This is a genomic window from Adhaeribacter soli (assembly GCF_008727925.1).
GTDB classification, from domain to species: Bacteria; Bacteroidota; Bacteroidia; order Cytophagales; family Hymenobacteraceae; genus Adhaeribacter_A; species Adhaeribacter_A soli.
Genome location: NZ_VTWT01000004.1, coordinates 1 through 22,031 on the forward strand (window position 1 = coordinate 1; position 22,031 = coordinate 22,031).

Below are 22,031 nucleotides of genomic sequence, written 5' to 3' on the forward strand. Positions count from 1 at the left end.
CCGTAGCCATCGGGGATATTGACGGTGACGGCAAGCCCGACCTGGCTATCGCTAATAATAGCTCCAATACTGTTTCAGTTCTTCGGAACACAGGCAGCAGCGGCACGGTAAACTTTGCCCCCAAAGCAGATTTCACCACAGTTACTAATCCTTATTCGGTTGCCATCGGGGATATAGACGGTGACGGCAAGCCCGACCTGGCTATCGCTAATTCTAATTCAAATTCAAATAATGTTTCAGTGCTTCGGAACATAGGCAGCAGCGGCACGGTAAGCTTTGCCGCCAAAGCAGATTTTGTTACAGGAAGTAGTCCTTTTTCCGTAGCCATCGGGGATATTGACGGTGACGGCAAGCCCGACCTGGCTATCGCTAACATTAATGCCGGTAGTGTATCAGTTTTTCGGAACATAGGCAGCAGCGGCACGATAAGTTTTGCCGCCAAAGTCGATTTTACTACAGGAAGTAGTGCTCGTTCCGTAGCCATCGGGGATATAGACGGTGACGGCAAGCCCGACCTGGCTATAACTAATAATAGCTCCAATACCGTTTCAGTGCTTCGGAATAATCCGGTTATATTATCTGCCAATGCCAATTTATCGGCTTTAACGTTAAGCTCCGGCACGTTAGCTCCGGCATTTGCGGCCGCTACTGCTTCTTACACGGCTTCGGTTGCCAATGCAACCACTTCTATAACAGTAACACCAACCAAAGCGGAAGCCAATGCTACTATAACAGTAAACGGCACTGCTGTAACCAGCGGAAGCGCTTCGGGGGCAATTGCTTTGAATGTTGGCAGCAACACCATAACTACGGTAGTAACTGCGCAGGATGGTACTACAACCAAAACGTATTCAGTTGTAGTAAACAGAGCTTACAGCCCGCCGGGCAATGCCCTGCATTTTGATGGCGCAAACGATTATGTTGAAGGTCCCGCCATTGCAGCAACCAGTATAAAAACCATGGAAGCTTGGGTAAAATTCGGCAGTTTTAGCGGCACCCAGGAAATACTCAGCAAATCTGTGAATGATTCTGGTTTTGAACTGGTAACCGTTGGGAGCAATTTGTGTTTTTATGCTATGAACAGCGCCAGCAATTTCAGCTTTATCACTTACCCAGCTATAGGTAATTTAGAAACGGGCAAATGGTATCATATAGCCGTCACCTGGGATGGTACCAGCAGAGCTTCCATGCGGCTGTATGTAAACGGAATAGCTGTAGGAGCTCGCACCGATGTGGGCAACCTGACTTCGGTTAGCAACCCGGCTGGTAATTTCCGGATAGGGGCATGGTATGGGTATGATATCAGGTATTTTAATGGAGCCGTAGACGAAGTAAGAGTCTGGAGCACCAACAAAACGCAACCAGATATTCAAGCCGGCATGTTAAATGCCATCAGTCCGTCGGCCACCGGCTTGCTGGCCTATTACAATTTCGACAATGGTGCAGCCAGCGGCAGCAATGCTGGTTTAACAAATTTAACCGACCTAAGCCCGAACGGCCGCAACGGCACACTTACCAACTTTACCTTATCCGGAGCAACCAGCAACTGGGTAGAAAGTTATGCGATGGTAGTTCCGGTAGTGGCTGCGGCCAGCAATATTTCGGCTACCAGTTTTACAGCTAACTGGTCTGCTCCGGCAGTAGGCACGGTAACTAATTATTTGCTTGATGTTTCTACTAATTCAGCTTTCAGTACTTTTGTAAGCGGTTACAGCAGTAGAAATGTTGGCACGGCTACTTCGTCAGCGGTAACCGGTTTATCTCCTTCAACGCCATATTATTACCGGGTTCGCGCCGATAAAACTTCGGTAACCGGCCAGGGTGCTAATTCGGGCACAACCATAGTCACTACGCTTTCAAATAATGCCAATCTTTCAGCATTAGCTATCAGTTCCGGTACTTTAAATCCAACTTTTGCTTCGGCAACCACCAGCTACACGGCTTCGGTAACTAATGCCACTACTTCTATAACCGTAACGCCAACCGTTGCCGAAAGCAATGCAACTATAACGGTAAACGGAACGACAGTAACCAGCGGAAGTGCTTCTGCGGCAATTGCTTTGAATGTGGGCAGCAATACTATCACTACGGTAGTTACCGCGCAGGATGGCACCACAATCAAAACCTATATTGTAACGGTTACCAAGGCTGAAGCAGCACCTGTTATTACGCTTCAGCCGGCAACTATTGCGGTTACCGGTGGGCAGCCAGCCGGCTTTACGGTAGTGGCAACCGGCAACGGTACGCTCTCTTATCAGTGGCAGGTCAGTACCGATGGCGGAACTACTTTCAATAACCTGGGCAACGGGGGTATTTATAGCGGAACAACTACAAACAGCCTTGCCATAAGTAACGCCCCCATTTCCCTTTCCGGTTACCAGTACAGGGCAATAGTGAGTAACGGAACCGCAGTAAATTCCAGTGGGGCGGCTTTAACAGTAACGATGCCAGCTTTTAATAATAACCGCACCTGGATAGCCTCCGGAACACCAGGCTTTTCTACCGTGCAGGCTTCGTACACTTCAATGGCAATAAATGCTGCAGGTACGCCTTATATAGCTTTTCTGGAAGGCAGCACAAGCAAAAATGTTATGGTTATGAAGCAAACCGGCTCTGGCTGGCAGGCAGTAGGCACAACCGGCTTCCCTGCAACTTCAGGGGCTGAAAAATCACTTGAACTGGTGCTGGATGCCGCCGGGTTACCGTACATAATTTACCAGGATGCCAGCTATAACGGCAAGCTAACCGTTAAGAAGTTTGATGGAACAAACTGGCTTACAGTTGGCTCTGCAGGTTTTTCAGCCGGTCAGGCCTATTATCCTTCCTTGGTTTTGGACGCTTCCGGCAAACCTTACGCAGCTTATATGGATAATACCAACAACTATAAAGCCACGGTAAAGAAATTAAACGGCTCCCTTTGGGAAACAGTAGGTACTGTTGGCTTTACTACAGATATGGCCTGGTACATTTCCCTGGCCCTTGATCCTTCCGGAACGCCTTATTTAGCATTTCAGGATGGCGCCAGCGGCGACAAAGCTACCGTAATGAAATTTAACGGAACGACGTGGCAAGCAGTTGGTACAGCCGGTTTTTCAGCAGGAACTACCTATTATAATACATTAGTTCTGGATGCTGCCGGTACGCCTTACGTAGCTTATGTTGATGTTATAAACGGCAATAAAGTTACCGTAATGAAATTTAATGGTTCAGCCTGGGCTTCCGTGGGTACAGCCGGTATTTCGGCTGGGGCTGCGCAATATATATCTTTAGCACTTGATGCTGCTGGCACGCCTTATGTAGGGTATACAGATGCTAGCAACAGCAGTAAAGCTACCGTAATGAAATTTAACGGCGCTGCCTGGGCAACAGTAGGGACATCAGGCTTTTCTTTAGGAGCAGCTACTTTTACTTCCCTGGCGCTTGATGCTTCCGGCATGCCTTACCTGGCTTACCGGGATGGAGGCAATGCAACCAAAGCAACCGTTATGAAATTTGCCGCTTCGGATAATGCCAACTTGTCGGCTTTAACGCTAAGCTCCGGTACGCTAAGCCCGGTGTTTGCTTCGGCAACCGCCAGCTATACGGCTTCGGTACCCAATGCAACCACTTCAATAACGGTAACGCCAACCAAAGCGGAAGCTAATGCCACAATTACGGTAAACGGAACGGCTGTAACCAGCGGAAATGCATCTGTTGCAATTGCTTTGAATATTGGCAGCAACACCATAACTACGGTAGTAACAGCCCAGGATGGCACTACAACCAAAACGTATTCAGTGGTGGTAAACAGAGCTTACAGCCCACCGGGCAATGCTTTACATTTCGCCGGCAATCAACACGTAGAAGCTGCAAATTCGGCCACTATAAACCAGTATGTAAGTACCGGCCAGCTTACTGTTGAATATTGGGTTCGGCCGGTAAATCAGACAGCTTCCCTGGCCACTACCATTAGTCATCGGGGAGATGCCAATAATAATGGTTTTGTAATGGAAGGAAATAATGCCGGTTGGGACCATTGGGTTAACTTTAGTGGAAACTGGTATAAAGTAACGTTCCCATACACTTCAAACATCTGGCAACACATTGCCATAGTTGCCCAAAACGGCCAGCCCTTAAAAGGGTACTTAAACGGCGAATTGGTTGCTACCACGCCTACATCTGGTGCCATGACCTTTAATTCGAACGCATTAAGGATTGGTAACAACACGCAAACCAACGTTAACCGTTATTTTTCGGGCGCAATAGATGAACTCCGGATTTACAGCACCGCGTTAAGTCAGGCCCAGGTAAAAGCAGATATGTTGAATACTACAGCTGCCGTTCCGGCAAGCCTGAACCTGCATTATGATTTTGATAATGGCATTGCAGGAGGTACAAATACGGGCATAAATACAGTTTCTGATTTATCCGGAAACGGGAATACAGGCAGCCTGGCAAATTTTGCCCTAACCGGTAGCAGCAGTAACTGGGTGGAAAGCTATGCGATGGTAGTTCCAACTGCAACCGCAACCACAGCCATTGGTTCAACCGGCTTTACAGTAAACTGGACTGCCCCGGCAATAGGTACGGTTACCAATTATTTGCTGGATGTTTCAACCAATAGCACCTTTACTGCCTTGGTTAGCGGCTACAACGGCAAGAATGCAGGCACGGCCACTTCGGAAGCGATAACCGGTTTATTGCCGGCTACTACTTACTATTACCGGGTAAGGGCCGCTAAAACTTCGGTAACCGGCCAGGGCGCCTATTCAGCTACCATTATGGCCAAAACGCTTTCCAACAATGCCAACCTGTCGGCTTTAAGTTTAAGCGCCGGTACATTAAACCCGGTGTTCGCTTCGGCAACTACTGCTTATTCAGCCTCTGTAATCAATACAACCACTTCTATAACGGTAACACCAACCGTTTTCGAAAGCAATGCAACCATAACGGTGAACGGAACGGCTGTAACCAGCGGCAGCGCTTCCGGGCCTATTGCTTTAAACGTGGGCAACAATACCATTACTACGGTAGTCACGGCTCAGGATGGCAGTACTACAAAAACTTATACCATAAGCGTAACCAGGACTGGTTCAGCTAATGCTAATCTTGCTAACCTGACGTTGAGCAGCGGCACCTTATCGCCTGCTTTTAATTCTAATACTGCCAGCTATACGGCTTCTGTAGCGAATGCAGTTACTTCTATAACAGTAACACCAACGGTAGACGCCCCTTTCGCTACGGTAAAGGTAAGTGGAACTACGGTTGTGAGCGGAAACCCGTCAGGTGCTATTGCTTTAGCAGTTGGCAGTAATTCGATTACCGTAGAAGTTACCGCGCAGAATAATACCACGAAAACCTATACGATAGCTATAACCCGTGCCGCCCCGGGAACCTCAATCTGGAATGGCTCAGCTTCCACCAGCTGGAACGACCCGAATAACTGGAGCCCGGTGGGCGTGCCGACTTCCACTTCTACGGCAACCATTCCGTCGGGCGTAACGCCGCCGGTAATTACCAGCGGTACCATTTCGCTTACAAACCTGATCGTGAATACCGGCACATCCTTTACGGTAGCGGGCGGCACCTTCAACCTATCGGGAAATATTACTAACAACGGCAATTTTGCCCAAACTGGCGGAACCTTTAACCTGAACGGTACTACCAGCCAGGCCATTGGCGGAACGAATCCGGTCACATTCTTTAACTTAACAGTAGGAATGAACAACGCTGTGATGAACACAGATGTAAACGTACAGGGCGTACTGACTTTAACCGGCTCCATAGCCACTGCCGGCCACGTGCTTACCCTGCTTTCCAATGCTTCCGGCACGGCTATGATCGTGAACAGCGGCGGCGTAGTAAACGGTAACATCACCATGCAGCGCTTTATCGATGCTTCTGTAAACACTGGAGCGGGCTACCGCCATTTTTCGTCGCCGGTGCAAAACACTACCGTTGCCGATTTTACCACCTCAGGGTTTGCCCCGGTTGTAAACCCGGTTTATAATACTGCCGCTAACCCAGCCAGCGTGAAGCCATACCCGAACGTAATGAGCTACAACCAAAACCGCATTGCTGCTACCAACGCTACTACTTCCGATTTTACGTTCGGCTGGCAGTCGCCGGGGGCTTTAACCGATGTGCTTGCTCCAGGAAAAGGCTACACCGTAAACCTGAAAGCCAGCAGCAAAGTAGACCTGGTCGGCGCTCCTAATAACGGCAACGTTACGTTAACCAACCTGAACACGGGAGGTCAGGCCAATTCGGGCTGGCATTTATTAGGCAACCCGTACCCTTCCCCGATTGCCATCGACCGGTTTGCTGTTCCCGCAGGTTTCTATCCGGCGGTGCATACCTTCCGGTCGACGGGGCAATATGCCGGCTCTTATGCAAGCTACGTAAATGGCGTGGGCAGCATTCCGGACGGGATCTTGCCGGCTATGCAGGGTTTCTTTATGCAGTGTACCACCAATGTTGCCAGCTTCATGTTTACCAACGCGATGCGGGTTACTTCATACAGCAACCCTTCCTTCTATAGAGTAGCAGCCGATACCCGTCCTTTGCTGACGTTACGACTTGCCAACAGCCTGAATGAGGCCGATGAAGCTTTTGTGTACCTGGAGAACGGCGCCACCACCGGTTTCGAAGGGAATATGGATGCGGTTAAGCTGCCGGGCGGTAACGTTTCGCTTTATACCATGGCCGGAACAGAAGCCTTATCAATAAACGGAATCGGAACAACTGCCAGCCAGCGCGTCCCGCTAGCAGTTAGCGGCGCAGCCGGCAACCTAGTCATCAGTGTAGAAAGACTGGTCAATTTCAGTGGTTACGACGGCGTGCTGGAAGATAAAATCAACAATAGCTTCACCACGCTTTCTGCCGCTTCGGTGTATAGTTTTAGCCATACCGGAGGGGTAGTTGCCAACCGGTTCGTGCTGCACATAAACGCCAGGGTTTCCGGTACCAACGATGCCATGAACGGCATAGCGGTAAACGTGTACCCGAACCCCACTAGTGCAGAAGAAGGCTTTACATTGGTAATGCAGGGGTTAACTACCAGTAAGCTAACTGCTTCTTTATACAACAGCCTGGGCCAGGAGGTGCAGACCCGCCATATTAGCGTAAGCGGCGGAAAGGGTACCGAAGGGTTCAGTACTGCCAGGCTGGCCAAAGGTATTTACACGCTAAGCCTTACTTCAGGCACGGCCAGATCTGTTCGGAAAATAATTGTGCAGTAAAGCCGACGTTCTTTGCAGGTAACTGCACTGAGCTGCTATACTAATAAAACAAATGGCCTGCCTACTTATGGCAGGCCATTTGTTTTATGGTAGGTGCTGTTTGTAAATTCAATACTCATTCAATACTCATTCAATATCAAGCAGGCAGAATAGGAAAGCTTCAAATTATTTAAGTAATTAGCTAAATGCTTTCGAGAAGAAGTCTATTTGCTTCTTTAGGACACTTTATCCAATTTATTGGGGAAATTATCGAACTATTTTTAAGGCAAAACTAAGCCCCATTTAATGTGAAGCGGCTCTTTTAACTTTGGTAGACCAAAGGAGTGAAATATCGAACTTTATTCACCAGGATTTAACCGTTCTTTCAGAATATTGTCGTTGAATTTAAGTGGTCTTTCTACTAAAACCCACCTTAAAAAGTGACTTTAAAAGTCCACTTTGTGCTGAAGATTTATAGGGTAGATAGTCACAATAAATGTAATACATTCAGATAACAAGTCAAAGATTTTGCCTGAATGGTTGCCTGCAGTTTAAAATTTATTTTGGCAATGATATATCTGTTTACACTAAGTGATTATATCATTGCCTTATTTTATTATTTTTGGTTTACAACATTTGGTTTTCAATTAAAGTTATAATTAAAAGACGGCCAACAGACTGCCATCATTCCTAATTTTTATTATTATGTTCTTAAAGGAAATATATCTTAAAAACTTCAAGTGCCATGAAAGGCTCTTCTTAGATTTTTCTAATCCTCCTGAGCTTAAACAGCGTATACGAAAAACCACTTTCCTTTTAGGTGAGAACGGTACAGGTAAGAGTGCCCTGTTAAAGGCAATTGCCTTGGTGACGGGAGGCAGTAACGCTTTGAGTGATATTTTTGGAGACATCGAAGAATGGATTCAAAACGGCAAAGATTACTGTGAGATAGCGGCAGTCTTAACAACTGCAGAAGGTGAACTTCGGAATATTAGCCTTAGGTTGGAAAGGGGCTCTCACCTGACCGATGTAGTAAACAAAAATCGAAGCACTCTGGAATTGATTGACAATGCTATTAAGAATGCTGATAGAAACTATTTTGTGATTGCTTATGGAGCCTCCAGACGCTTAAACAAGTCTGGAGATAATTACTTTCCTAATCACTCTCAACGGTCAAATTCATTCCGATCAACGAATATCCGTTCACTTTTCAATCCGGATGCGTTGCTTGTCTCGCTTAGTAACTGGGCCATGGAACTTGACTATTCCCAAGGCACCGTTGGTTTACAGCTTATTAAAGATGCTCTTGATAACTTTCTTCTGGAGAACGTTAAATTTAAAGCTATTGATAAGGAAAAAGGTAAAATAATCTTCTCAACACCTGACGGTGACGTTCCTCTTGAACAGCTGAGCGACGGTTATCAAAATGTTGCGGCTTGGATTGGGGATCTTATGTATAACCTGACAAGAACCTTTAAGGATTATAAGGAACCATTGAAGGCCCGGGGATTATTACTGATTGATGAAATTGACCTTCACTTGCACCCAAAATGGCAACGGCAGTTGCATGCTTTCCTCAAAGATAAATTACCTAATTTTCAAATTATAGCAACCACGCACTCACCACTCACAGCACAGCAGGCTGAAGAAAACGAACTCTATGCTCTCAAAAGAGAAGATGGCAAAGTGGATCTGATAGCTTTCAAAGGTAATCCATCAAAGATGCTGATCCACCAGCTACTGATGTCACCAGTATTCGGACTACAAACAGATGAATCTCTAATAATTCAAGAGGCAAAAGCAGGCGTTAGAGAGTATAGAGCAAAAGGGTTAAAAAGTCAAAAAGATAAAAATGAGCTTGCAAAGTATGAAGAGCTCCTTGATAACACCCCCTTTAATGTTAGAGAAAATTCACTCCTTTCAGGCAAAGACATTTCTTTACTTCAGGAAATCAATTCTCATCTTAAACCAAAAGATACATCGACGGATCTATGATACAGTTAACTAGAGTTAGAACAGTTCCGCCTATACACTCAAACTTTTTCGGAGCTAAAAGAAAACAGTTAAACCTTGAGCTAATAAAACAGAAATTAAAAGGAGAATTAAATGAAGAGGGAGGTAATAAGTGGAATAGCCAAATCTGGAAGGAAGCGAAGGAGCAACTACTTATAGAAACTCACAATAAGTGTGCTTACTGCGAAACTCCTACTAGCGTTGTTGCATATGGTGATGTTGAGCATTTTCGTCCAAAGAGCGTTTACTGGTGGCTTGCCTATTGCTATGAGAACTACCTTGCTTCCTGTACTATTTGTAACCAAAAGTACAAGAAAGACAAATTTGAATTGGAAACTCCTTCCAAAAAACTGACAGGTCCATCTGTTACAAATTCTACGACGGCAGCGGAACTCATTGAGGTAGCAGCCAAATTGACGCCAGACCCTATATCCGACGGAGAAGGAATGCCTTTTGCACAATTCGAGAAGGATATACTAGGTGAATCGGCCCTACTTCTTCACCCCTATCACCAAAATCCAGCTGAGTTTTTTGCATATGAGCCTATTCTGGCCAATAAAGAAGTTGTCGTTATCCCTACCAATCCAAATTTTAACAGAATGGTTAAAGCCGCAGAAGATTTTTATGGTATAAACCGTCAAGAATTAATGGATCTTCGCTTCCAGGCTTACATACAATATATGACCTTCCGACATGTTCTTAGCAACCAAAATTTACCAGCAAATCTTCTAACGGCCTGTTCAAACAGATTGGAAGAAATGAGGGCTGATTTCGCAGCTTATGCAGGAATGATAAGGTATTTTGATACAAAAGATCTTTCAGAACTACCTTGGGATTTTAATATTAATTTAACAGGCTCATAATAATTTAGTTCATACAGGAAATCCAACTGGCGTATCAAGCCCACATTTTGTCATAAATGGGTTGGTGAAAACTGAACGAACTTCTGGCGTGAGGAGGCGTTCACGCGCTTGCTTCCATGCTTGTACTTTGTTTGGACTGTACATTCTTTTCATATTGTTAGCATTTAGCGGCCCATTCAGCTTGCCCCAGTGTATCGTATGAGGAATGCCTTTCGCTGTAAGCCTATTTACAACGTTGGCAAACACTTGGTGATTACTTTTGGTATCAAGTCCATCCATTTCAACCACACAAGTGTTGTCAAACTTTGTAAAACCTAGGGTGGCCTTAGTGCCTTTTACAAACCGTATTGCAACAGCGCCAGCAAAGGCATTCACTTTTATTTCTGCCAATATCTCCTCCAAGGTCTGTGCCAGGCTGCTAGTTGCCACTGCCAATGCGAAACTGGCAATATTTCCTGTGAACCTCGTATCTCTAAATATAGCTCCAATTGACTTAGGTGTTGGTGTAGCTGGTCGGATATTTGCTTCAAACTCCCGAGTAGTGGCCCTTTTTACGTGATCATAACTAAAATTTCCACCCAACGCTGTGAGCAAGTTTTTCATTATCCAAATAAATTCAGGACTAGGTGCAGGATCGTATCCTCCGCCGTGGTTTACTACATGGCCAGGCGGTACAGGCACTTTGTAAAAAAGAAACACGTACATGCCTTCATTTCCATCCTTCACCACTGTATATGGGTTGAGGTTTATTTCCATATGATAGAGTTCATGGCCTGGCACACTATCTGGCATTCCGGGCAGAAGTGTTTTTAGTTTTGCGATATTCAGTGCCGCAAATGAATCTATTAAATCATCTGTATAAACCATTCCACTGATCCGGTATTCTTTGAGAAGGAACAATGGTTCTGTCTCAAGCATGATGCCGTGTATAATCCCGAATGAGCCGAAGCTTACAAGGGCTGCATTGAATAAAGCATCGTCGCGCATTAGGGTTGCACCCAACCTGGTTATTAAAGCATCGGATGCCACCGGGTAAGATGCTCGCTCCAACCATACATGACTATTGGGCCCAGTGATGAGGTGGATACCAACAATGGCGTCATGTACAGCACCTGAATACAATGCTGCACCATGTGTCCCGGTAGCTGTTGCACCCGCAATTGTTTGCCCGTTGCTTCCACCAGATGCCCTGATGCACCGAGCCGGGTTGCTTTCTATCTCCAATAGTTTATTTAGTCGTGCAATCTGTACGCCACACTCCACCAATTTGAGGGCTGCGGGGGTTTTACCTGTATTTGTAAAAATAGGCGAGACATGTTCGCGTTTAATATTAAAAATGAGGTCAAGTCCTTTTGTCTGAACCATTCCACCGCTACACATAGCCACCGACGAAAACGACCAATTAGAACCTAATGCACGTAGTGTTTGCCTGTTTTCAATAGCTTGGCCTATAGCCCATTGCAGGTTTTCAGTAGCACGAAGGTACAGTTCGACTTCGCTTATTCCAGTGCCCACATGATCTAAATGCCATGAGATGCCTGTAAAATTATGGGCGAAATTTTCATGCACATTTCTCCACGGGGCAGGAGGCATAAAGGGCTTAATACCAGGTCTCATAATGGTATATGGTTTTTTGAAAGATTAGAGATCAATATCGCTGCTACCGCTACGCTGAGAGCAATCCCAATCGATGCGTTGCTTTATTACAAAACCGGCAGTTAAAAAACCTACTACTACATCAATAGGTTTTGTGGTCACTTTAACCCTGCTGATGCCGTTAGGACAATTACTTTTGATGTTCAATTTATTTTTGCTTTTCCATAGTGAACTATTTATGGTAGTATTATTGCAGAAATTCTGGCCTGAACCTGGACAATTGGAAGTGGGTGAGTCTACTTCTACAACCCGAATAACGCTGCAAGAATACAACATGCAGGTCATTGCTACAGTACTAGAAAAGAGCTTAAGATTGCGGAAAACTTTCATTTAGAGAAAGATTATGAGTAACTAAGGTTGGTACAACTTTATCAAAGGTTTAATAATTCAACGAGAGAGCACCTAAAAATACACTAAATGCTTTCGATAATCTCTGATTAATAATTTTCAATTGCCGGATGTTTTCTGAAAAATTCTCTCTTAGAAAGTCCAACCTTACCCCTAATCAGATACTTACCGCTCCGTGTAACTTATTGTACAAAAATGATCTAGGATTTGCTTTCGCTATCTGGTCAAAATCATTCTCAGTTATGTCGATGCCTATATCTGCCAGTATATTCTTTTCGGATTTACGATTCCTCACCACGTAAAAGTCCGTTCCGAATAAAACTTTGTTTTTTAGATTATCATTAAGCAAAGTTTGATTTAGTAATGGCTGAATTCGGGGATTATGGATTATATAACTTACATCAGCATAAACATTCGGGTATTGAAGCATCTGGCTGCAGATAATTGAGTACCAATCCGCATATCTCCAGATCTGTTCGAGTTTACCTGGAGTAAGCTGCCCTCCTTTGCTCGTCAAAAAAGTTATCCCATTACTTGGATTTCGCACCAATTGGTTTGCAAAATTATCGCGGTCCAATTCCAAAAACCTGTTCCATTCATCATCACCCCCAAAGTGCCCGAAGCAAAGCTTCAAATGCCTTAAGTCATATTTTAAAGGTGTATCCGCATCAACATAGCCAAATAAGTCACGAATTTGCTGGCTTTTGGCTTTTTTCACCACCTTCCGTAGCAGTTGCTCCTCAAGTAAACACAGGTAGTTGAGAGGGTGGGTGAAATTGTTACAAAAGTCACTATTCTTAGTCTCCATTAATAGCATGGGCTCATACTTACCTTTGCCACAAGGCTGTTCAAAAACGGGGTGTTTATCCCATTCTTTTTTCTTAACTCCACGGTAATAAATTGTCCCGCGTATGCAATGCGTTAGGATGGGGAGGGCATTATCTGCAGCATATTTCCAAAGCGGAAGAAGCTCTTCATCGAAGGGATAGTACCCCAAGGCAGGGTATATTTTGAATCCATTAAAATGGTAATCTTCGATGTATTTTTTTATAAAACAATCCTGAAGAATTATTTTACCTTCTTGAATCTGATACTTAAAATGCTCGTTACCTTCAGCAGCAATTCGCCTTGGTTCTGCAAATACAAAAGGGAAGAAATTTGCCCGGTAATTTTCCTTTTGCTTTATAGCAGCTAAGCCTTCCATTTGCTGTAGGTAGCTAAAGGACCTTCCAAGTTTTCCTGCATCCATATACTCCATATCCATGGGTAAGACTATAAAGCCAGTTCCCTTTGGATACTGGTTTGTCAATTGTCCGAATATCCTTGCTTGTTGCTTATAAAAGGCAAACCTACCGATATGCAAATATCGTTTGGCTAATTCCTTGCTTTTTGGGCCAGGAAGAACTCCTAGAAAAGACCAAACTTTTTTAAAAACGAACCAAATTAAATTGCGACCCGGCTTAAAGAAAACAATAAGTAAAATGATAAGTAACAACTTGCTAAAAAGGGCTTCGGGAATATTAAGTATTCCATAGCTCTCTAACTTGTTTTTTATTTTAAGCATTCTGCCTTCAATTGTTTCATCTGGTTGCTGAAGTTTTGAAAGCCATTCAAATAAAATATAAAACACATAAATTGTTAGAAATAGCCCCAAAAAAAAGCTGATAACCCTCAGAATATTGTTTCTGCTTAAGGTCATCTTAGCCCAGTATAGAAACTTTTTCATGGCCCTATACCAAATTTTGAATTGCCAGGTATAAGGACCATTGTACCAGAAACGGAAAACTCTAATTACTGTTGAAACTGAAGCCAAGTAATATAAGGGCCAAGGCAGAAATGTTTTCGCCAAATAAGGAGGAACGTGGTCGCCGGTGAAAATATGAGTATGGCAGTTAATGATTGGTAGGGCCTTAACTTGTTCCTGTTCCATATTTTACTAAAGGTTTAGATGCAAATAAACTAACAGCCAACTCCCTGAGATGGAAATTTACGTCGTCAAAACAAAGTGGACTTTTAGGGCCAAATTTTTAATGTGGGATTAGGCTTGTTTTAAGGTAATTGTTAAAGTTAAAAAAATAAAAAGTAATAAAGCTTTTTAGGTCACTAATTCTTTTGAGATTGTAAACTGAACTGTGTCAAGTTAGGGAAAAGGTAAAAACTTTTAATTTTAACGGCACAGTTTTTTTATGGAAAAAGATCAGGAATTTGACTTTGAGAGTTTCAAGCAGGAAGCGATCAAAGGGATGTATGCGGGCAAGCCGCTGAACGGAGAAAAAGGCAATTTGCTCCTTTACTGAAGCATTTTTTAGAGGCGGTAATGGCCGGAGAGATGGACGCTCACTTACAGGAAGAAAGGGCAGCCGGCAGACCCAACCGCAAAAATGGCAAGACCAGTAAAAAGGTAAAGAGCCTTTCGGGCGAGTTTGAGCTGGAAAGCAGTCGGGATCGGTTAGGCAGCTTTGAGCCAATGATCCTGCCCAAGCGCCAACTCATTATCACCGAAGAACTGGAAGATAAAATAATTGGGCTGTATGGCTTAGGTTTAAGCACCCGGGATATCACCAAACACATCAAAGAGCTCTACCAGATGGATATCTCGGCTACAGCCTTATCTTCCATTACCGATAAGGTGATCCCGGTCATGAATGAATGGCGCTGCCGGCCGCTGGAATCAATTTATGCCTTTGTTTCCTGTGGATATTCCGGAGCATACTGCCCCCTTCATCCGGTAAAATTTAGGCCGGGTAAAGGGGGTGTTTTTTAAGCAACTTCTGACATTCCGGCGGATATTGACCCCTCTTTTAGCCGCAGTTGCCTTTAATATTCCGGACCATATTGACCCCTTTGGGTCGATTTCGGAGTAAGTTGACCCCTCTGGCTGGAAAAGATTGCAATAGGTTTTGGTTCTTTGGTGCTTATCTATCACCAGTTAGGTGATTAATCTCTCACCAGTAATAAAGAGCACCGATTGCTGGAAAACCAAAACCTATGAGCCAGATCAAACAACTACTCAAACTCCACGAGCAAGGGAAAGGCATCAAGTTTATCGCCCGCAGCCTTGCCATCAGCAGGAATACAGTCAAGGCTTACCTGGCCAAAACGGCTGCGCTGCCCGACACCATTGAAGCCCTGCTGGCCTTGGAGGACCCGGTGCTGGAAGCCCGCTACCACGCTGGCAGCCCGGCCTACAAGGATGAGCGTTTCGAGTACCTGAAAAGCCGTTTCGATTACTTTACCGGGCAACTTAAACAAGTGGGCGTTACCCGCCTGCTGCTCTGGGAAGAATACCGTCAGCAACAGCCTGATGGCTACGGCTATACCCAGTTCTGTTTTCATCTTTCCCAGCATCTGCTTGCCCGCAAGCCCTCGATGGTGCTTCAGCACCAGCCGGCAGAAAAGCTCGTTGTAGACTTTGCCGGCAAGAAGCTCTCTTATGTGGATTCTTCCACCGGCGAGGTGGTATACTGCCAGGTGTTCACCGCTTGTCTGCCTTACTCGGATTACAGCTTTGCCATGGCCGTCAGAAGCCAGCACATCACCGACTTTCTTTATGCCCTGCGCTGCTGCCTGCAGGAGCTGGGAGGAGTGCCCCGGGTGCTGGTGCCCGATAACCTGAAGGCAGCCGTGGTGAAGGCCAGCCGCTATGAGCCCGACATTAACCGGGCCTTGGAAGACTTCGCCAACCACTATCTGACCACCGTCATTCCGGCCAGGGCCCGCAAGCCTAAAGATAAAGCCCTGGTGGGGAACCAGGTAAAGGTGCTCTACACCCGCGTCTATGCCCGTTTGCGCAATTTGCGCAACCAGCAGTTCTTCTGCCTGGCATCGCTAAACGCAGCCATCTCAGAAAAGGTAAAGGAGCACAACCAGACGCGCATGCAGCAAAAGCCCTACAGCCGCCAGGAACGCTTCTTATTCACGGAAAAGCAGCTGCTTGGCCCGCTGCCTGAGCAGGCCTTTGAGCTAAAGCATTACCGGGAGCTGAAGGTGGCGCAAAACAACCACATTTACCTGGCCCAGGACAAGCATTACTATAGCGTGCCCTACACGTTTATCGGCACCAAAGTCAGAGTGATCTATACCCGCTCCATGGTTTACATCTATGGCAAGGGCAAGCAGATCGCCGTGCACGTGAGAAGCTACCAGCCCGGTGGCTACAGCACCAGCCGGGAGCACATGTGATCGCACCACCAGCATTACCTGGAGCGCAGCCCGGAATACTACCTGGAAAAAGCCAGGGATAAATCGCCGGCGCTTTACCAGATCATGGAACTGCTTTTCAAACAGCGCACCCATCCCGAGCAGGTCTACCGCACCTGCGACGGGTTGCTTGGCCTGCAAAGAAAGTCCGCTGCAGAAGCTTTCGAGCAGGCCTGCCTGCTGGCTATCGAATACCAGAACTACTCTTACCGCTTCGTGCTCAGGCTGCTGGAAAATAACATGGCCGGGCAGCAGCAGGAACCTAAACTAAGCCAGCCGCTTCCTGTCCACGGCAATATCCGGGGCAAAGACTATTACTTACAAACCGCCTTACTTACAAACAACCTTTAAAATCATAACGCTTAACTTTTAATTCATGACGCAGATAGAATCACAACTAAACAGCCTCAGGCTGCCCGGCATGTGCCGCAGCTGGCAGGCCTTACTGGAAACACGCAAAAGCCACGAACTCACTTTAAGCGAGGGCCTGGAGCTGCTGCTGCAGGCCGAAGAACAGGAGCGGACCGACAGGCGCTTCGACCAGCTTAAAATGAACGCCCGCTTCCGCTACCAGGCTTCCATCGAGGAACTACGGCTGGAAAGTTCCCGGGGCCTGGATAAAGGCCTGGTGCTAAACCTGGCCACCGGCGATTACCTGGCCAAAGCTGAGTCGGTGCTCATCATGCGCCCAGGACTACAAAGTAGCTTATTACAATGTGCAGAAACTGCTCTTGCGCACCAGGATGGCCCGCCTGGACGGCAGCATTTATAAGTTCTTCGAGAAAATAGCGAAGATGGACCTGCTCATTCTTGATGACTTTGGGCTCACCCACCTGGAGCAGCAACAGCGCCTGGACCTGATGGAGCTGATCGAGGACCGGCATGGCAAAGCGTCTACCATTATTGCCAGCCAACTCCCGGTAGCGAACTGGTATGATGTGATCGGAGAAGAAACGATAGCAGATGCTATTCTTGACCGACTGGTCCACCATTCTTACTGGATCGAGTTGAAAGGTGAAAGTTTAAGAAAAAAACAGTAAAATTGTCAGCCCATCGAGTGCTTTAACCAAAACTTATTGAGGGGGTCAGTATCGCCCGGAACCGGGGTCAGCATCACCGGAATATTCAAAAAGCTTGTTCCCGCAGCTCATTCTCAGGTTCAGCTCCCCGGTCGGTAAATTTCGCTGCCCCATTGTAGAAGGTGCTGAAGTGAAAACAGATCCTGCGGACGGCCTCTTTAAAAATAACGATGTCGGAGGCGTAGGCGGTTTGGTAGATCATCAGCGTTCTTTGCAGTACATCATTTTTACGGGGTATTTTTATGCTCGATGTAATGCACGTTGAAGAACCTAGCATCGCACTGCTTCTTAATAGCGTTGGTGAAGTCGAGGCAAGTTTTATGATCATCTGTTGCGATGACTACCTCTAAGCACTGGTTGAATTTGCCGTTATACATAAAGCCTTAGGCAGTTAAGAGGTTAGAAGGATTATCCTTAAACTTTTTCAAAATTATTTAATGTACAAGGAATGAGTTTTACAAGCTTATATAGAGTTGTTTCACCCCTAAAATTAGAGCAACTGATTCTTTTGTCTTAATGCAAAGGGAAACCAGTGCTGACGTTTTTGGCCTACAATTACAGGTTGTTGGTTGGTTAGAAAATTATCTCTTAGGTAAAATTTAGATAAGTTAAAAGCAGCATCAATCGGTAAAATATTATTAGGGCTCATCCTGTTTACCCAATTATTGCTGCTGTCAAGTAAAGAACGGGTGAAATAGCCACCGGCCAAATCTTCTACCGAAGCTTCATTTACAGAGCAGGAGTAACAAACAATAGTGCCGTTCTCACACTTGGCAAGGTGATTATCATAAAGGTTTCTTGCCTGTGCAAGGCCAAGCTGAGAACTAAAGGTTTTAGAAAAGTCTTCGCCTAAAATGCCTAAGAATTCAGGCTCAACAACCGTGCGGCAGGCATCAATAATAATTAACTGCTTCCTGCTTTTAGTTGCTAAATGTGTAAGCTTATACTGCTGCTGAAGATTCACATTTATATATGTTGCACCACGTTGAAAGCTTCCGTGGCCGGAAAAATAAACTAAGGAAAAATCGGTATTAATGTTTTGCAGGTACTTAAAAAGCGCACCAGCAGAAGGGTTACGGGCTGTTTTAACTTCTGTATTGCGCCATCCGCCACCAGTTGGCGATAGCAGAAATCTTTTCATATTAGGAACATCCTGTTCAACCCCGGCCAAGTAACCATCATACTGCGGTTCTCCTGGGCTTCCTATAATAATAGCGCTTCTGGTCATAGTATTTAGTGTAACAGCTATAATCGAAATATAGGGGAAATTATTAAGACTTTGAGAAAAAGCCAGGTATTGTTTACTCCTAACTTGATATAGCGTGTAAAGCCGTATTCGTGCGCTTCTTGCTTAGGTCTAGCCGGCAATGGTGCAGGGGGGCGTTTCGTTTACTCGCAGCACTTGCACCTATAACAGTCCCACCGCTACCTTGGTAGCTTCATTAGCGGCTTGCTGCTTTGTCAGCTTCCTAATGCTGTTTTGCTACCTCATGGCAACAACGCAGCCTTTGCTTAGCGTGCCTGCTCGGTCAGCCAACGCACGTCACTTTTTGCTCCTTCTGCGTTTGCTTGATTAGGTCCCAGAAATCCCTATGCTGACTTGCCTTAATAGTATCATGGAGTGTACTCTCTAAATAGTAGTCTTTAAATTAGGTAACCAAGATAGTGTAGTAAAAATTTTTCTTAAGGCATTTTTATAAGATAGGCCATTAAATAAGAACTCAAAATTTAAATAACTTCGAAAAAAGGCTTATCTGCCTCACTTCTTGCTTTATCAGCAGGTAATCGAATATCGAGTAATTTTGTGCGGATGAAGTAATCTTTGTCTACATCCTGAGTTTGCTTTTCCAATAACCTGTAAAGATTAGGCAGAGATTTTTTATCTGAAGGTTTATTATCATGATTCCCATAATGCCAACCTATCAGATATATTCCATGCTTATACTTTTGATCTATTAAATAAGGAATTAATTGATTATTAAGAGCCGTTTCTACCTCTTTGTTCTTGCTTAATTTAACTTCAATTACAACAGAGACAATATCAGCTTTATTTCCATTAACTTCTCGCGAAAAGGCATCTACAAAGATGTCGGTTCGTTGCCCTGTTTCCCGGCCGAGTGAAGAACGAATTTCTACTTCCCTTTTAACTAGAATATCTGTTCTTTGCAGATCCTGCACGAGGTGGCGGCGGATCACGTTGGAAAGGAAATTTTCATCCCGTACTTCATAACCTGACTTCTTACGCCTGTCCGTAGCTTTAACAGGTATCCACAAAACCTCTGCCGCAATTAATTCATTATGTAAATCTATCTGAAAACGATTCAATGATTCCAGAACTAATTCCTGAAGGTCAGTCGCGGACTTAATCCAGCGTCGGTTTGAATCTTGACTAAGAGCGATCAAGGCATCTGGCGTAATTGGTTCCCAAGAATTACGCCGTAAGTTTTCTCGTACTTGATCAAGGTGAACTTGAACCCAATATGGAGCTCCAAAATGGATTGAAAGCTCTTTGAGCAGTTCCCAAGCAGATATTGTTCCCCGTGATGCCAATTCAGAAGCTGCAGCGGTACGCAAGGCACCAAAACTTCCTAAAGGATTTGAATTATCCCAATCATCTATATCTTCAGGTATAAGTTTGAATGCATAGGTCAGCCACAATATAAGGGTATGTAGCTGCTGTTCTTCTAGTATAGCAAGGTGCTGTAATTCCCCAGCTCTGGGATGATTTACAGATTGCCTGATAACTGTTGCAGCTAAATTTGGATGTGTACTTAATTGTTCCCAGTGCTCCCAAGAATCAGTCCGAGCTGTCCGTGGCTTAAACAATAGCCATTTATATACTGCAATGGTTAAAGGTAGCCTATCGTTAGGTTCATTTATTAGCTGCATCGCATAATCCATTGCTGGTTTGTAGCTTAAATTAAGCATATCAACTAAAACTGAAGCACTATAATCATCTCGCCAAGCATTAAATTTAATTGCCAGAAGCATCAGATTTGAAAACTTGGCTTTTGGAAGCGCCTGATACAAAAATTTAAGTTGGTAGAAACTACTAAATTCCTTCCTGTCATCGTATGCGTCAGCTTGTTGAAATACTGCAACGTCTACAGCGGTTGGAGCAGAAATTGCAGCAAGTTTAACTAGTTCATATTGATGGTCATTATCCAAAGTGCTTTCAAGTTGAACCAGGAAACCTGACCAATTTTCCCAAAAGTTTGCTGGAAAGCTTTGTAAGTAAGCTGGACGTTGTTTCTGACAAAGCAGAATTGCCCGGTAAAGTGAAATTGCGAAGTAATTTATGCCTCCACCTAAGGTAAACCATTCTTGTGGAGGAATTGGGTGACGTAAAATAATATCGTAGGCCAAGTCAACTACTTTATTCTTTTGAGTACTTGAAAGCTTTGCCCAGCGATTAGACTGACTAATATCAGTATCAGCAAGAAACCCTGCATTTGTCTTCTTCGAACTCAAGTAATGAAGCAGAAAATTCCATTCCCTAAAAGATGCAGTAATTCCTTGTACTAAAATTAGTTGAATATGTTTTTGTCCCTTAACTATTTGACGGAGCTTTAATTTACGGCGCCTTTTCTTTTTCAAAACATCCTTTCTCTTGCGATTCCTGATATCTTGAAAGTATTTTCTACTTTGTAAGTTGTCTTCACTTGTTAAATCTTCGGCCTTAAACCTTGGATATAATACTCTTCTGCTTGAGGCAAACCTTCGTTTAGCTTCATGAAGCTGATCATACCTTTTGCTGTAAATTGAACCAGGGGAGTCCGTAGGTGTTAGATCTAGTAATAAAATCAGTACCTTCGTAAGCCACTCCCTGGTCTTGGAAGTAAGTGGTGTCATAACCAATGCGTAAACATTGTCCCAGTCTTCCTGGCTTAGAAGAGTAGGCTGGTTATGGAAATTGAACACAAGGCTTTGCGGGTGAGGACGATTCTTGTGGTGTAGAAGACTTTCAAACAGCTTAAATCGAGTTTCATCATTTGCTTCCTCTAAACTGAATGGTTGATGATGCTCATCCATTACGATAAAGAGTTTGGTCATAGCTTTTAATACGCCTGCCTCGTTTATAAATTGCCAGGAACTGCGCCAAACAAGTTTATTAATCCTGATCCAAAAATCTTCCCGTGAATATTGGTGGGCAAGCGCAGGCACATTTTGACTTAACCACTGAAGGCTTGCAAGCACCGATGATAAAGAAAATGCAATATCTTCCTTTTCAATTTGAAGTAAAAAGGCACGGTAAGACCCGAAGAGCTGTTCATCCTTTTCAGGAGTGAGTAATGGTAATAATTCTTCCGGGCTTAAGTGGCTGGGCCAAAGAATGCGGAGCAAATCACCTCGAAATTCATCTCTTGTATCTTCTAAAGGTATTTGCAATCGAAGTGGCCTTAAAGCTACCCGGGAATCGTTATCAATTAAATGAACCAAAGTATCCAGAGCGATGGACCGGGTAGCAAAAGGAAGCCTCACATCGAGCGCTTGATTAACCAAGATTGGAGTTAATTCTCTTACCTCACAAGCCAAGACCATATCAATAGCAAAGCGTAATGAGGATCTGGGAGCTTCCGGATCCGTAAGTACAGCTTGTAATTGGCTGGCAAGTCTTGGATGGCATAATTGATGCATAAAGTCTCTTTCGCCATTATCCCAATAGGAGTAAG

11 protein-coding genes and 2 pseudogenes are annotated in these 22,031 nt (G+C 44.7%); 7 read left to right on the forward strand and 6 right to left on the reverse strand.

Going from position 1 to position 22,031, the window contains the following annotated elements; all coding sequences use genetic code 11:
• The 3 genes from F0P94_RS08250 to F0P94_RS08260 form a co-directional block, all read left to right on the forward strand.
• The coding region (locus F0P94_RS08250) for a cadherin-like beta sandwich domain-containing protein (protein ID WP_150903415.1) at positions 1-7,220 on the forward strand (7,220 nt) is incomplete at its 5' end.
• Between the two features lie 684 nt (positions 7,221-7,904).
• Positions 7,905-9,194, forward strand: coding sequence for an AAA family ATPase (locus tag F0P94_RS08255; protein ID WP_150903416.1), 1,290 nt, complete (start codon positions 7,905-7,907; stop codon positions 9,192-9,194).
• Positions 9,191-10,075, forward strand: coding sequence for an HNH endonuclease family protein (locus tag F0P94_RS08260; protein ID WP_150903417.1), 885 nt, complete (start codon positions 9,191-9,193; stop codon positions 10,073-10,075). The genes F0P94_RS08255 and F0P94_RS08260 overlap by 4 nt, the downstream gene beginning before the upstream one ends.
• 9 nt (positions 10,076-10,084) lie before the next feature.
• On the opposite strand, the gene F0P94_RS08265 is transcribed toward F0P94_RS08260, so the two are convergent.
• From F0P94_RS08265 to F0P94_RS08275, 3 genes are all read right to left on the reverse strand, one after another.
• Positions 10,085-11,692 (reverse strand): FAD-binding oxidoreductase, encoded by a 1,608-nt coding sequence (locus F0P94_RS08265; protein WP_150903418.1) that lies wholly within the window; start codon positions 11,690-11,692, stop codon positions 10,085-10,087.
• Between the two features lie 24 nt (positions 11,693-11,716).
• Positions 11,717-12,061, reverse strand: coding sequence for a hypothetical protein (locus F0P94_RS08270; RefSeq protein WP_150903419.1), 345 nt, complete (start codon positions 12,059-12,061; stop codon positions 11,717-11,719).
• A gap of 175 nt (positions 12,062-12,236) precedes the next feature.
• Positions 12,237-14,009 (reverse strand): amidohydrolase family protein, encoded by a 1,773-nt coding sequence (locus tag F0P94_RS08275; protein ID WP_150903420.1) that lies wholly within the window; start codon positions 14,007-14,009, stop codon positions 12,237-12,239.
• 256 nt (positions 14,010-14,265) lie between these two features.
• On the opposite strand from F0P94_RS08275, the pseudogene F0P94_RS08280 reads away from it, so the two are divergent.
• The 4 genes and pseudogenes from F0P94_RS08280 to F0P94_RS19975 form a co-directional block, all read left to right on the forward strand.
• A pseudogene (locus tag F0P94_RS08280) lies at positions 14,266-14,768 on the forward strand (transposase); the annotation flags it as partial.
• 299 nt (positions 14,769-15,067) lie between these two features.
• Positions 15,068-16,261, forward strand: coding sequence for an IS21 family transposase (istA, locus tag F0P94_RS08285; RefSeq protein ID WP_225307157.1), 1,194 nt, complete (start codon positions 15,068-15,070; stop codon positions 16,259-16,261).
• An 84-nt stretch (positions 16,262-16,345) separates the two neighbouring features.
• Entirely contained in the window at positions 16,346-16,630 is a 285-nt protein-coding gene (locus F0P94_RS19875) for a hypothetical protein (protein ID WP_225307159.1), read from the forward strand.
• Between the two features lie 70 nt (positions 16,631-16,700).
• Positions 16,701-17,319 (forward strand): annotated as a pseudogene (locus F0P94_RS19975) (ATP-binding protein).
• A gap of 85 nt (positions 17,320-17,404) precedes the next feature.
• Here the strand turns inward: F0P94_RS19975 and F0P94_RS19645 are convergent.
• The 3 genes from F0P94_RS19645 to F0P94_RS08300 all read right to left on the reverse strand — a co-directional run bounded on the left by F0P94_RS19645 (position 17,405) and on the right by F0P94_RS08300 (position 21,996).
• A complete protein-coding gene (locus F0P94_RS19645; protein WP_191906971.1) occupies positions 17,405-17,560 on the reverse strand; it encodes a hypothetical protein in 156 nt (51 codons plus the stop codon).
• A 288-nt stretch (positions 17,561-17,848) separates the two neighbouring features.
• Complete coding sequence (locus F0P94_RS08295) at positions 17,849-18,586, reverse strand: caspase family protein (protein WP_150903421.1); 738 nt, start codon at positions 18,584-18,586, stop codon at positions 17,849-17,851.
• 500 nt (positions 18,587-19,086) lie between these two features.
• Complete coding sequence (locus F0P94_RS08300; RefSeq protein ID WP_150903422.1) at positions 19,087-21,996, reverse strand: hypothetical protein; 2,910 nt, start codon at positions 21,994-21,996, stop codon at positions 19,087-19,089.
• Between the last annotated feature and the right edge of the window lie 35 nt (positions 21,997-22,031).